General features: G+C 60.0%; 11 protein-coding genes. 8 read left to right on the top strand and 3 right to left on the bottom strand.

Features of this window, described 5'->3' with window-relative positions; genetic code table 11:
- The first annotated feature begins 43 nt into the window (after positions 1-43).
- From ACNYC6_RS15025 to ACNYC6_RS15050, 6 genes are all read left to right on the top strand, one after another.
- Positions 44-1408 (top strand): aspartate aminotransferase family protein, encoded by a 1365-nt coding sequence (locus ACNYC6_RS15025; RefSeq protein WP_419708087.1) that lies wholly within the window; start codon positions 44-46, stop codon positions 1406-1408.
- 173 nt (positions 1409-1581) lie between these two features.
- The gene (locus tag ACNYC6_RS15030) at positions 1582-2694 is read left to right on the top strand and encodes a polyamine ABC transporter substrate-binding protein (protein ID WP_419708088.1); all 1113 of its coding nucleotides are present in this window, start codon (positions 1582-1584) and stop codon (positions 2692-2694) included.
- A 189-nt stretch (positions 2695-2883) separates the two neighbouring features.
- The gene (locus tag ACNYC6_RS15035) at positions 2884-3981 is read left to right on the top strand and encodes a polyamine ABC transporter substrate-binding protein (RefSeq protein ID WP_419708089.1); all 1098 of its coding nucleotides are present in this window, start codon (positions 2884-2886) and stop codon (positions 3979-3981) included.
- A 73-nt stretch (positions 3982-4054) separates the two neighbouring features.
- A complete protein-coding gene (locus ACNYC6_RS15040; protein WP_419708090.1) occupies positions 4055-5197 on the top strand; it encodes an ABC transporter ATP-binding protein in 1143 nt (380 codons plus the stop codon).
- 35 nt (positions 5198-5232) lie between these two features.
- Positions 5233-6114, top strand: a complete 882-nt coding sequence (locus ACNYC6_RS15045) for an ABC transporter permease subunit (protein WP_419712970.1) — start codon at positions 5233-5235, stop codon at positions 6112-6114.
- A complete protein-coding gene (locus ACNYC6_RS15050; protein ID WP_419708091.1) occupies positions 6111-7004 on the top strand; it encodes an ABC transporter permease subunit in 894 nt (297 codons plus the stop codon). The genes ACNYC6_RS15045 and ACNYC6_RS15050 overlap by 4 nt, the downstream gene beginning before the upstream one ends.
- Before the next feature lie 142 nt (positions 7005-7146).
- On the opposite strand, the gene ACNYC6_RS15055 is transcribed toward ACNYC6_RS15050, so the two are convergent.
- Positions 7147-7788 carry an HD domain-containing protein gene (locus ACNYC6_RS15055; RefSeq protein ID WP_419708092.1) on the bottom strand — a complete coding sequence of 214 codons (642 nt, stop codon included), beginning with the start codon at positions 7786-7788 and terminating at the stop codon, positions 7147-7149.
- A gap of 208 nt (positions 7789-7996) precedes the next feature.
- Between ACNYC6_RS15055 and ACNYC6_RS15060 the strand changes: the two genes are divergently transcribed.
- Positions 7997-8962 carry a GlxA family transcriptional regulator gene (locus tag ACNYC6_RS15060; RefSeq protein WP_419708093.1) on the top strand — a complete coding sequence of 322 codons (966 nt, stop codon included), beginning with the start codon at positions 7997-7999 and terminating at the stop codon, positions 8960-8962.
- Between the two features lie 68 nt (positions 8963-9030).
- Here ACNYC6_RS15060 and ACNYC6_RS15065 read toward each other — a convergent pair whose 3' ends face one another.
- Complete coding sequence (locus tag ACNYC6_RS15065; protein WP_419708094.1) at positions 9031-11442, bottom strand: penicillin acylase family protein; 2412 nt, start codon at positions 11440-11442, stop codon at positions 9031-9033.
- 111 nt (positions 11443-11553) lie between these two features.
- Entirely contained in the window at positions 11554-12135 is a 582-nt protein-coding gene (locus tag ACNYC6_RS15070) for a DUF6436 domain-containing protein (RefSeq protein ID WP_419708095.1), read from the bottom strand.
- Between the two features lie 95 nt (positions 12136-12230).
- Here ACNYC6_RS15070 and ACNYC6_RS15075 point away from each other — a divergent pair, with 95 nt between their 5' ends.
- Entirely contained in the window at positions 12231-13178 is a 948-nt protein-coding gene (locus tag ACNYC6_RS15075) for an alpha/beta hydrolase (protein WP_419708096.1), read from the top strand.
- Positions 13179-13185: the final 7 nt, after the last annotated feature.

Below are 13185 nucleotides of genomic sequence, written 5' to 3' on the forward strand. Positions count from 1 at the left end.
GTTATCGGGCAGTGCCTTCACCTGATTTTTTTAGGAGATTCGTATGACCAGCAACAACCCGCAAACCCGTGAATGGCAAGCCCTGAGCAACGATCACCACCTGGCCCCGTTCAGCGATTTCAAGCAGCTGAAAGAGAAAGGCCCGCGGATCATCACCACCGCCAAGGGCGTGTACCTGTGGGACAGCGAGGGCAACCAGATCCTCGACGGCATGGCCGGTCTGTGGTGCGTGGCGATCGGTTACGGTCGTGACGAGCTGGCCGATGCCGCCGCCAAGCAAATGCGCGAACTGCCTTACTACAACCTGTTCTTCCAGACCGCTCACCCACCGGTGCTGGAACTGGCCAAGGCCATCGCCGACATCGCGCCTGAAGGCATGAACCACGTGTTCTTCACCGGTTCCGGTTCCGAAGGCAACGACACCATGCTGCGTATGGTCCGCCACTACTGGGCGATCAAGGGCCAGCCGAAGAAGAAAGTCATCATCAGCCGCAAGAACGGTTATCACGGTTCGACCGTGGCCGGCGCGAGCCTGGGTGGCATGACCTACATGCACGAACAGGGCGACTTGCCGATCCCGGGCATCGTCCACATCGCCCAGCCGTACTGGTTCGCTGAAGGCGGCGACATGACTGCGGACGAGTTCGGGATCTGGGCTGCCAACCAGCTGGAAGAAAAGATTCTGGAAGTCGGCGTCGACAACGTCGGTGCCTTTATTGCCGAGCCTATCCAGGGTGCCGGCGGCGTGATCATTCCGCCAGACAGCTACTGGCCACGCATCAAGGAAATCCTCGCCAAGTACGACATCCTGTTCGTGGCTGACGAAGTGATCTGTGGTTTCGGTCGCACCGGTGAGTGGTTCGGTACCGATTTCTACGGCCTCAAGCCCGACATGATGACCATCGCCAAAGGCCTGACTTCCGGCTATATCCCGATGGGTGGCCTGATCGTGCGTGACGAAGTGGTCGACGTGCTCAACGAAGGCGGCGATTTCAACCACGGTTTCACCTACTCCGGGCACCCGGTGGCCGCTGCCGTGGCGCTGGAAAACATCCGCATCCTGCGTGAAGAAAAAATTGTCGAGCGTGTGCAGGCAGAAACGGCACCGTATTTGCAGAAACGTCTGCGGGAACTGAATGATCACCCGTTGGTAGGGGAAGTTCGTGGGGTGGGTCTGTTGGGGGCCATCGAACTGGTTCAGGACAAGGCCACACGCAAGCGCTACGAAGGCAAGGGCGTCGGCATGATCTGCCGGCAGTTCTGCTTCGATAACGGCCTGATCATGCGCGCCGTCGGCGACACCATGATCATCGCGCCGCCGCTGGTGATCACGCCTGCGGAAATCGATGAGTTGGTAGCCAAGGCACGCAAGTGCCTGGACCTGACCCTGAGTGCATTGCAGGGCTAAGTGCTAGGCTCTGAGCGAAGGTGCTGCGGCGCCTTCGCTTGGGGACATCAGAAAGGTTGGCCTTTTCTTGAAAGACCGCCTCGGATCTTGCCAGACTAGCCGCGGTTCCAGTTGTCGGGGTTCGGCCGCTGAACAAAGTGGTTCAAAAAAGAAAAAATTTGGAGCATTAACGCATGAAGGCATTAGGCAAAAAGCTTGCTGGCAAGACTCTTCTCGCCATGTCCCTGATGGGCATTATGGCGGGCGCGGTTCAGGCGGATGACAAGGTGTTGCACGTCTATAACTGGTCCGATTACATCGCTCCGGACACCATCAAGAAGTTTGAAGACGAGTCGGGCATCAAAGTGGTCTACGACGTCTTCGACAGTAACGAAACCCTGGAAGCCAAGTTGCTGGCAGGCAAGTCCGGTTATGACATCGTCGTACCGTCGAACAACTTCCTGGCCAAGCAGATCAAGGCCGGCGTCTACCAGAAACTGGACAAGTCCAAACTGCCTAACTGGAAAAACCTGAACACCGACCTGCTCAAGGCGGTATCGGTCAGTGACCCGGGCAACGAACACGCTTTCCCATACATGTGGGGTTCGATCGGTATCGGCTTCAACGCCGAGAAGGTCAAGGCTGCACTGGGTGCCGATGCTCCGGTCGATTCCTGGGACCTGATCTTCAAGCCTGAAAACGCCGCCAAGCTGAAGTCCTGCGGCATCAGCCTGCTGGATTCGCCAACCGAGATGATTCCGGTGGCGCTGCATTACCTGGGCCTGCCAACCGACAGCCAGAAGAAAGAAGACATCGACAAGGCTGAAGCGCTGATCATGAAGGTCCGTCCTTCGATCGCCTACTTCCACTCGTCCAAGTACATCTCCGACCTGGCCAACGGCAACATCTGCGTGGCCGTGGGTTACTCGGGTGACATTTACCAGGCCAAGTCTCGCGCGGCTGAAGCCGGTGACAAGGTGAAAGTCAGCTACAACATTCCGAAAGAAGGTGCCGGCAGCTTCTACGACATGGTCGCCATCCCTAAAGATGCCGAAAACGTCGAAGGCGCCTACAAATTCATGACCTTCCTGCAGAAGCCGGAAATCATGGCTGAAATCACCAACGCCGTGCGTTTCCCTAACGGTAACGCGGCTGCCACTGCCCTGGTTGATAAAGACATCACCAGCGATCCAGGCATCTACCCGCCAGCGGACGTGCTGGCCAAGCTGTACGCGATTGCCGACTTGCCGGCCGCGACCCAGCGGATCCTGACTCGCAGCTGGACCAAGATCAAATCCGGTAAATAAGCCGGTTTGATGGAACAACCTGTTGCCGTCGTCTGTGCGATGGCGGCAGCAGGTGTAATCAAATAACAGAAAGTTTTGCTGGAACGGTTTTTCGAGGGTAAGTTGCGCGCCGGTTTTGTTGCTGGGCAACCACGGTTGTCATGTAACGCGGGGCAACTTGGGCCCAACTAACTTTTAGAGGACCTCCACTTGCCTATTTTTTCTTTGTTGCGCAATGCCATGCTGTTCGGCGCCGGACTGACGCTTGCCGCCAGTGTCCAGGCCGCCGGCACCGTGCATATTTATAACTGGTCGGATTACATCGGTGAGACCACCCTGGCCGACTTCCAGAAAGAGACCGGCATCAAACCGGTCTATGACGTGTTTGACTCCAACGAAACCCTGGAAGGCAAGTTGCTGGCCGGTCGTACCGGTTACGACGTGGTCGTGCCGTCCAACCACTTCCTCGGCAAGCAAATCAAGGCAGGCGCGTTCCAGAAGCTCGACAAGTCGCTGCTGCCGAACTATTCGAACCTCGACCCTGTATTGCTCAAGCGTCTGGAGCAGAACGACCCCGGCAACCTGTACGCCGTGCCTTATCTGTGGGGCACCAACGGCATTGGCTACAACGTCGACAAGATCAAGGCCGTGCTGGGCGTCGACAAGATCGATTCCTGGGCCGCGGTGTTCGAGCCGGAAAACATCAAGAAACTGCACAGCTGCGGCGTGGCGTTCCTCGACTCCGCCGATGAAATGATGCCCACGGTCCTCAATTACATGGGCCTGAACGCCAACAGCACCAACCCTGAAGATTACAAAAAGGCCGAAGCCAAGTTGCTGGCTGTGCGGCCTTACGTGACTTACTTCCACTCTTCCAAATACATCGCGGACCTCGCCAACGGCGACATCTGCATCGCGATCGGTTTCTCCGGCGACATGTTCCAGGCCAGGAATCGCGCGGCGGAAGCGAAGAAAGGCGTGAACATCGCCTACTCGATTCCGAAAGAAGGCGGCGCACTCTGGTTCGACATGCTGGCGATTCCGAAGGACTCGGCCAACGTCAAAGAGGCGCACGCGTTCATCAACTATTTGCTGAAACCTGAGGTGATTGCCCAGGTCAGTGATTACGTCGGCTATGCCAACCCTAACCCGGGGTCGGACAAACTGATGGAACAGTCCATACGCACCGACGAAGCGGTTTATCCACCGCAGGCCGTACTCGACAAGACCTACGTGTCCATCGAGTTGCCACCGAATATTCAACGTTTGATGACCCGCAGCTGGACCAAGGTCAAGTCGGGCAAATAGCTTCAAGGCTCAAATTATCCAAGGTTGGCTCACCTTGAGCGAACTGCACTCTTTTTTTCTGGGAGTTTCGTAAATGGCAGTTGCCTCCGGCGCCTATAAGAAAGCCCTCGAGGGCGACCAGACACCTAAACAGGTGCTGGTCAAAATCGACCGGGTCACGAAGAAGTTCGACGAGACGATTGCCGTGGACGATGTGTCCCTGGAAATCAAGAAAGGCGAGATTTTCGCCCTGCTCGGCGGTTCGGGATCGGGCAAATCCACCTTGCTGCGCATGCTCGCAGGTTTCGAACGGCCCACGGAGGGACGCATTTTCCTCGATGGCGTAGACATCACTGACATGCCGCCGTACGAGCGGCCGATCAACATGATGTTCCAGTCGTACGCCCTGTTCCCGCACATGACCGTGGCGCAGAACATCGCCTTCGGCCTCAAGCAGGACAAACTGCCTGCCGCGGAAATCGATGCCCGCGTGGCCGACATGCTCAAGCTGGTGCAGATGAGCCAGTACGCCAAGCGCAAGCCGCATCAATTGTCCGGCGGTCAGCGTCAACGTGTGGCCCTGGCCCGTTCGCTGGCCAAGCGACCGAAGCTGTTGTTGCTCGACGAACCGATGGGTGCGCTGGATAAAAAGCTGCGCTCGCAAATGCAGCTGGAGCTGGTCGAGATCATCGAGCGCGTCGGCGTGACCTGCGTCATGGTGACCCACGACCAGGAAGAGGCCATGACCATGGCCGAGCGCATCGCGATCATGCACCTGGGCTGGATCGCCCAGATCGGCAGCCCGATCGACATCTACGAAACCCCGACCAGCCGCCTGGTCTGCGAATTCATCGGCAACGTCAACATCTTCGATGGTGAAGTGATCGACGACGCCGAAGGTCACGCGACCATCACCTGCAAAGACCTGGATCGCCAGATCTACGTCGGTCACGGCATCAGCACCTCGGTGCAGGACAAGTCCGTCACCTACGCGATCCGTCCGGAAAAACTGCTGGTGACACCAACGCAGCCGACCTGCGAATACAACTGGTCCAGCGGCAAAGTGCACGACATCGCCTACCTTGGCGGTCACTCGGTGTTCTACGTGGAGCTGCCGAGCGGCAAGATCGTCCAGTCGTTCGTGGCGAACGCCGAACGCCGTGGCGCACGTCCGACCTGGGGTGATCAGGTTTACGTCTGGTGGGAAGACGACAGCGGCGTGGTACTTCGCTCATGAACATGCGCAAATTCAAACGTCGCCTCAATCGAATAATTCCCGGTGGCCGCCAACTGGTCATCGGGGTTCCCTTCATCTGGCTATTCCTGTTCTTCATGTTGCCGTTCTTCATCGTATTGAAGATCAGCTTCGCCGAAGCCGACGTGGCCATCCCGCCATACACCGAAATCTACAGCTACGCCGAACAGAAATTGCAGCTGCTGCTGAACCTTGGCAACTACGCGATGCTGGCCGGCGACGAGTTGTACATCGCCGCTTACCTCGGCTCGCTGAAGATGGCGCTGATCAGCACCATCCTCTGCCTGCTGATCGGCTACCCGATGGCCTACGCCATCGCCAGCGCCCGCAAAGAGATGCAAACGGTGCTGGTGCTGCTGATCATGATGCCCACCTGGACCGCGATCCTGATCCGCGTCTACGCGTGGATGGGCATTCTCAGCAACAACGGCCTGCTCAATGGTTTCCTGATGAGCATGGGCTGGATCAACGAGCCGCTGCAGATCCTCAACACCAACCTCGCGGTGTACATCGGCGTGGTCTATTCGTACCTGCCGTTCATGATCCTGCCGCTGTACGCCAACCTCGTGAAGCATGACAACAGCTTGCTGGAAGCCGCCTCCGACCTCGGTTCGAGTACTTTCAACAGCTTCTGGAAGATCACCATCCCGCTGTCCAAGAACGGCATCATCGCCGGCTGCATGCTGGTGTTCATCCCGGTGGTGGGTGAGTTCGTGATCCCGGAACTGCTCGGCGGTCCGGAAACCCTGATGATCGGTAAAGTGCTCTGGCAAGAGTTCTTCAACAACCGTGACTGGCCGGTGGCGTCCGCCCTGGCGGTAGTGATGCTGGCGATCCTGATTGTGCCGATCATTCTGTTCAACCGCAGTCAGGCCAAGGAAATGGAGGGTAAAGAATGAAGCGCTTCCGTTTCTCCAGCCTGATGCTGGTACTGGGTCTGCTGTTCATCTACCTGCCGATGCTGATCCTGGTGATCTACTCGTTCAACGCCTCGAAACTGGTGACGGTGTGGGGTGGCTGGTCGATCAAGTGGTACGTCGGCCTGCTCGACAACACCCAACTGATGGGCTCGGTGGTGCGCTCGCTGGAAATCGCCTGCTACACGGCGATTGCAGCCGTCGCACTGGGGACGTTGGCGGCGTTCGTTCTGACCCGCATTACGCACTTCAAGGGCCGCACGCTGTTTGGCGGCCTGGTGACCGCGCCGTTGGTCATGCCGGAAGTGATCACCGGTCTGTCGCTGTTGCTGCTGTTCGTGGCGATGGCACAGATGATCGGTTGGCCCCAGGAACGCGGCATCGTCACGATCTGGATCGCTCACACCACGTTCTGTGCGGCGTATGTGGCGGTGGTGGTCTCGGCGCGCTTGCGTGAGCTGGACCTGTCCATCGAAGAAGCGGCCATGGACCTCGGTGCGCGGCCGTGGAAGGTGTTCTTCCTGATCACCATCCCGATGATCGCGCCATCCCTGGGCGCGGGTGGCATGATGTCGTTCGCCCTGTCGCTGGATGACCTGGTGCTGGCGAGCTTCGTGTCCGGTCCGGGTTCCACGACCCTGCCGATGGAAGTGTTCTCCGCGGTGCGACTGGGTGTGAAGCCTGAGATTAACGCCGTGGCCAGCCTGATTCTGCTGGCGGTCTCGCTGATGACTTTCCTGGTGTGGTTCTTCAGCCGCCGCGCCGAAGAAAGCCGCAAGCGTGCGATCCAGCAAGCCATCGAGGAAAGCGCTGCCGACTCGTGGAAGCAGCCGGACGTGCGCCGCGCGCAGCAGGCGCCGGAAGCGGCTTGAGCAATGCCGGGTTGGCCTCATGATCGAGTTCAACCCAAGTCCAAAATGTAGGAGCGAGCCTGCTCGCGATGACGGCGTGTCGGTCGACTTAATTGTTGCCTGACACGCTGCTATCGCGAGCAGGCTCGCGCCTACATTGGTTTTAGGCAACCCAAGGTGACTTGCGGATGACCTCAACGAAGTTCATCGGCTTGAAGCCTGGTTCGCTGTCCACCAGCACGTCAGCATTCACTGTACCGAACGTGGTGTCCGGCTTGTGTTTGAAGCCGTTGGCAAACGCGCAGAGGATGCACTCCTTGAACCCTTCCCCCCGTGGATGCGCATGCACCACCGCTTCGCGCTGCGTGGTGGGAAATGCCGCGTAGTCGATGCCCAACACATCCATTTCAACACCCGCGGTGACCAGCGCCACGTTGGGGCGCAGGTGGTGCACCACATTCGGTGTAGTGTGCAGAGCAATCGATAGCCACACTTGCTCGATATCGTCATCCGAAAAGCCGTACGGCTGAAGGAACGCTTTGGCGGCGTTGGCGCTATCGACTTCGAAGCGTTCGTTGTCAGAGCGATGACCTTCCACCAGGCCCAGGTCATGGAACATGGCGCCGACGTACAACAGCTCAGGGTTATAGGCCAGTTGCTTGCGTTCACCGCTCAGCGCGCCGAACAGAAATACCCGGCGTGAGTGGTGATACAGCAGGTCGGATTCGACGTCACGGATGTATTCGGTGGTGGCTTTGGCCAACGCGCTGTCGGGGATTTTGATACCGGCAATGGTGGTGGTCATGGGCGTTTCCTCATGGTGAGCGTCGTGGCGGCGCTGAGGTGTCCAGTCTGTTCGCCCCCCTGAAACCGGACAATCGATCCATGGCTGCGATCCCGGCCAATGAGCATGCATATCGCGCCAGCCTCGCTTGTTGGGCCTGGATTGGCTAGGGTGCATGCAGACCCTGCAGGGGGCGGTGTGATCCGATCCGGAAAAGGCCATTCACGTTATGAGTAAAACCGTTGCCATCGTGGTGTTCGCCGGCGTTCAGTCGCTGGACGTCACCGGTCCTATGGATGTGTTTTCCGAGGCCAATCGCTTCCTCGCGCCGCAGGATCACTATCGGCTGGAAGTGATTGGTGTGGAGCGTGGGGTGATGGCGTGTTCCAACGGATTGGCGCTGAGTGCGCATCTGCATTTCAGCGAAGCATCGCAGGCCTACGACTTGCTGCTGGTGGCCGGTGGTCCGCAATTGCCGTTCATGGATTTCGGCGCCGCGTTCGACGCCTGGCTGCGTGATGCCTGCGCGCTGGCGCAGCGCTTTGGTTCGATCTGCAACGGTGCGTTCATGCTCGCCCGGGCCGGGTTGCTGGAAGGGCGGACGGTCACCACGCATTGGAGCGATGCGGCGGGGCTGGCGGCGTTGTGTCCGTCGACCCACGTCGAGGCCGATCGCTTGTACGTGCAGGACGCTGAGCTTTACACCTCGGCCGGGGTCACGGCGGGGATCGATTTGTCGCTGTACCTGCTGGGCCGCGATCACGGGCCGGAAGTGGCGCTGAATGTGGCGAAACGACTGGTCGTGTTCACCCAGCGCTCGGGCGGGCAGTCACAGTTCAGCCCGTTCCTGACGCCCCACGCCGAGCCGACTTCTGCAGTGGCGATGGTCCAGCACTATGTGTTGGCCAACCTGACGGGCGACCTGGCCATCGCCGACCTGGCCAACGCGGCCAACATGAGTGCGCGCAATTTTTCCCGGGTGTTCGCCAAGGAAGCGAAAATCACCCCGGCCGAATTCGTCGAGCGGGCGCGGGTGGATGCGGCGCGGGTGATGCTGGAGAGCACCAGCGCTCCGCTCAAGACCGTCGCCTATCAGTGCGGCTTTCGCGATGCCCAGCACATGCGCAGCGTGTTCAACCGCAGGCTGGGGGTGACGCCGCAGCAGTTCAGGCTGAATTTTGCGGCGATGGTTTGAGCCGGGATTTGCGTTGGTCTTGCGGGCCTATCGCTGCTAGCGATGAGGCCTGACCAGCCAATACAAATCTACTGAGCACCCCGCGCCGGCAACAGCTTCAAGGTACTGCGGGTATTGGCCGTCACCTCTTCATCATTGAGATGCGCCTGGTAGTAAACCCCTTCGATGTACGCTTCGGCCTGATCCTCATAGTGACTGTCAAACAGCACGCCGCTCTGGCCTACCGGGTTGACGGTCAGGCTGTGGGTCGGGTCGGCGAAGTCGATCAGGCGCCGGGTCGACGGGCCGTAGGTCACCGGCCACGGGGCCGGGCCAATCTTGGCTGACAGGTTGTTCGGCACTTCATGGCTGCCGGGCGCTGCAAACGGACCGACGTTGAACAGACGATCCAGCGGCTTTTGCTGGCCCAGTGGATGACCATGGGTGAGGGTGTGCGCGTTGCCCCACTGCCATTGCGCGAAATCCGCGCCGAGGGTGGTTTTTAGGTGGGTGATGCTGGCCTGCCAGGCAGCCTTGACCGTCTCGACGCGGGTTTCCTTGCCGAGGGTGTTGCGGTTGTCCCACCACGGTGAATCGGCGTTTGCCGCCAGGCGCGGCAGCGCTGCGTCGATCACGCGGGTCGAGAGCAGGGTTTCGAAAAAGTCGTTGCCCAGCTCATCGTGCATCGCCGCGTCGGCGAGGTTGAACAGAAATTGGTTGAATACGGTGGCGTTTGTGGATTCGAGAGGGTAATCGCCTTTCCACTGCGCCAGTTGCTCCACCAGTTTGAGTTCTGCAGGATCGCTGACCACTTCACGCAACACCGGTAGCAGTGGCGCCAACAAGCGCGGGCCGTAACCGGTGGTGGTGCCCAGTTGCAGCTTCTGGCTGGCGTCCAGATCCCACTTGATGCCTTTGTCGCTGAGCTGATGATTGAGCTGCTGACCTCGGTCGGCCAGGTTGTAGTAACCGGGAATCTCCATGCCCGTCGCCGACACCGGCTGGAAGTTGGCCGAGACGATGTAGCCCCGCGCCGGGTTCTCTTCCTGCGGGTTGGCGCTGAACGGGTAGAACCCGTCCTTGTCCGCCTCGGCACTGCTGCCGTCGAGGATGAACCACGGTTTTACCCCGACAGGCCGCTTGGGCAATTGCGCCGCCGCCCACCAGCCGATGTCGCCCTTGGCGTTGGCCCAGACAACGTTCAGCCCCGGCGCCTGGATCTTTGCTGCTGCGCTACGGGCCATGGCCAGGGTGTCGGCGCGGTTGAGCTGATAGAAGCCTTCAAGGATCGGGTTCTGGCTTTCGAGAAAGCCCCACCACATGGCGATCGGTGTTTTGCCGACGCTGTTGCTCAGGGCACCGTTGACGATCGGGCCGTGAGGCGACTGACGCAGCACCAAGGTGACGGGTGCCTGGCCCTTGACCGCGATCTGCTGTTCGCTGCTCACCATGTCGACCCATTTGCCGCGATACCACACCTGATTGGGATTGGCCGGGTTGACCTTTTCGGCGATCAGGTCGAGGTCATCGTTCTGGAACATGGTGATGCTCCAGCCGAAATCACGGTTCATGCCCAGCGAGGCGAATGGCATCAAGGCCTGATAGTGGCCGTAGAGCTCGAAGCCCGGTGCCGAGAGGTGCGCCTCGTACCACACCGACGGTGCGGAAAAGCGGATGTGCGGGTCACCTGCCAGCAGCGGCTTGCCGCTTTTGGTGCGATTGCCGGCGACCGCCCAGGCATTGCTGCCCTCGAACTGCGGCAAGCCGTTGTCGGCCAAGGCCTGTTCACTGAGGCGGGCGAGTGCGTTGAGGTCCTTCCAGTCGGCGCTGGCGAGCGTCGGCCCGGCGCCGCTGTGTTGCTTCGCCAGCACGCCCTTGGGCTGCCAGTCGAGATCGAATACGTTGAGATAGTCGGCGCCGAGTTGATCGCGCACGTAGGTCAGCAGCGGCTCGGTGCGAAACGCCGCGGCAAAACTGTAGGCCATGTAACCGGCGATGCTGATGGTGTCCTGGGCGGTGAACGGGCGCTTCTGAATGCCCAGCACATCGAACTCCACGGGTTTGGCGTGGCTGTCCTGATACTGGTTGATGCCATCCAGATAGGCCTGCATGGCGATGAAGGTCGGTGATTGCTTATCAAGATTCGCCAGGTAGGTTTCGGCGCGTTCGCGAATGCGCAGGCTGCGCATCAGCTTGTCGGTGTCGAGCAGTTTCGGTCCGAGCACTTCGGCCAGCTCGCCGCGGGCGAGGCGGCGCAGGACTTCCATCTGGAACAACCGGTCCTGGGCGTGGACGTAGCCTAAGGCGCGGTACAGGTCGGGTTCGTTTTCGGCGCGGATGTGCGGGATGCCGCGCTCGTCATAGCGCACGGTGACCGAGCCTTGCAGGTGTTGCAGTTCCACCATGCCCTGGCGTGTCGGTTGCTTGCTGTAGACGTACCAGCCGCCGGCTGCGGTGAGCGCGACAATCAGCAGACCGAGAGCGGTCAGGCTTCGTTTCATGGTGACTCCTTGTTGTTATGAGTGGCAGCAGTTCCCTGGTGCCACTGTTTAACACGGCTCATCGAAACGGCCCATCGCCCGTAGGAGGGATTCGTATTGCCGTGTTTTTCGCTACTTTGGCGTATCGACCGGCCACGGGCAGTAACAACCCACCGCCAGTGTGTGCGTGGCACTCACCGGTCGGCCCTGGTGCAGCGCTTGCAGGATCGGCTCGATAAAACTGTTACTGGAGTTGCAGGTCAGGCCTTCGCTGTACGGGCCGAAGTACGCCAGTTTGCCGCTGCGATCCCAGATCGCCACGGCGGGGCTGGCGGGGATTTGCTCGGAGCCGGGCAGGACCGTGATGGTTTTCAGGTTGCTCAAGGTGCTCGGCAACTGGCCGTGACTGCCGGGCTTTTGCACGGAGTAGAACTCGATACCTTGCGGACCATACTGCTCGACCAGTTCGCTGAGGTGCTGTTGATTGCCGACATTGCACGGGCAGGCCGGGTCCCAGAAGTGCACGAGGCGGATGGCGCCAGGACCGGCAAGCGTGTCGGGCAGGCGCAGCGGATCGCCGGAGAACACCGCCGTGTGCTCGCTGAATGCGCGCAGGTAGCGCCCTTGAAACCAGTCGTAAGCCGCCCACAACACGCCGGCGCACAGCAGAGCGAGCAGGCTGATAAATACGGTGGCACGAACGGGCGAGCGCATAGGGTCAATCCTCGAAGGTCGGCTAGCTTGCCATGCTTGCCGCGACAGATGAATATCGCAGATCCATAAACCCTGTTTCGTGTTCGGAATTGTCCATGCCTGCCACCTTCGACCCTGATCATCTGCGTGCCAGTCTGCGGCCATTGGCCGAGGGACAGCCGCTGTCAGCGGAGGCACAGGCCTATCAGCGGTTCTACGGGCTGGATTTTTCCTCGCGCAATGTCGGCAGTGGGCTGGGGTGCTTTCAGATTGATGGCTACGAGTTGGTCAGCCAGGTCTGGTGGCCGGCGCAGGCGAAGGCGACCTTGTTTGTTTTCCACGGTTTCTATGATCACACCGGGCTCTACCGGCATGTGATCGAGTGGGCGCTCGATCAGGGGTTTGCCGTGATTGCCTGCGACCTGCCGGGGCACGGTCTGTCCAGTGGCGAGCGGGCGAGCATCAACGACTTCGCCGAGTATCAGGACACCTTGCAAGGGCTGTTTGCCGAAGCGCAGTCCCTCGACCTGCCGCAACCGTGGCACCTGTGTGGGCAGAGCACCGGCGGGGCGATCGTGATCGATCATGTGTTGAATGCGGGGGCGAGCAGTCCGGCCCAGGGCCAGGTGATTCTGCTGGCACCGTTGGTGCGGCCACGGGCCTGGGGCTGGTCGCATTTGAGTTATTACCTGCTCAGGCCATTCGTCAAAGCCATCGCCCGGCGCTTTAGTGAGAACTCCAACGACCCGGCCTTTCTGCCGTTCCTGCAAGCCGATCCGTTGCAGCCGCTGCGACTGCCGACGGCGTGGGTAGGGGCATTGGCGCGCTGGATCAAGCGTGTCGAAGCCGCACCGGTCAGCACTCGGCGACCACTGATTGTGCAGGGGCAGGCCGACATGACAGTGGATTGGCAGCACAATCTTGAAGTGCTGCGGGCGAAGTTCGATCGGCCGCAGGTGTTGATGCTGCCCGAGGCGCGGCATCATCTGGCGAATGAAGCGCTGGTGTTGCGGGGGGAGTATTTCGGGTTTTTGAGCAAGCGGATCAAGGGGCGCAATCTTTAGCGATTGA

The organism is Pseudomonas sp. NFX224 (assembly GCF_048565165.1).
GTDB lineage: Bacteria > Pseudomonadota > Gammaproteobacteria > Pseudomonadales > Pseudomonadaceae > Aquipseudomonas.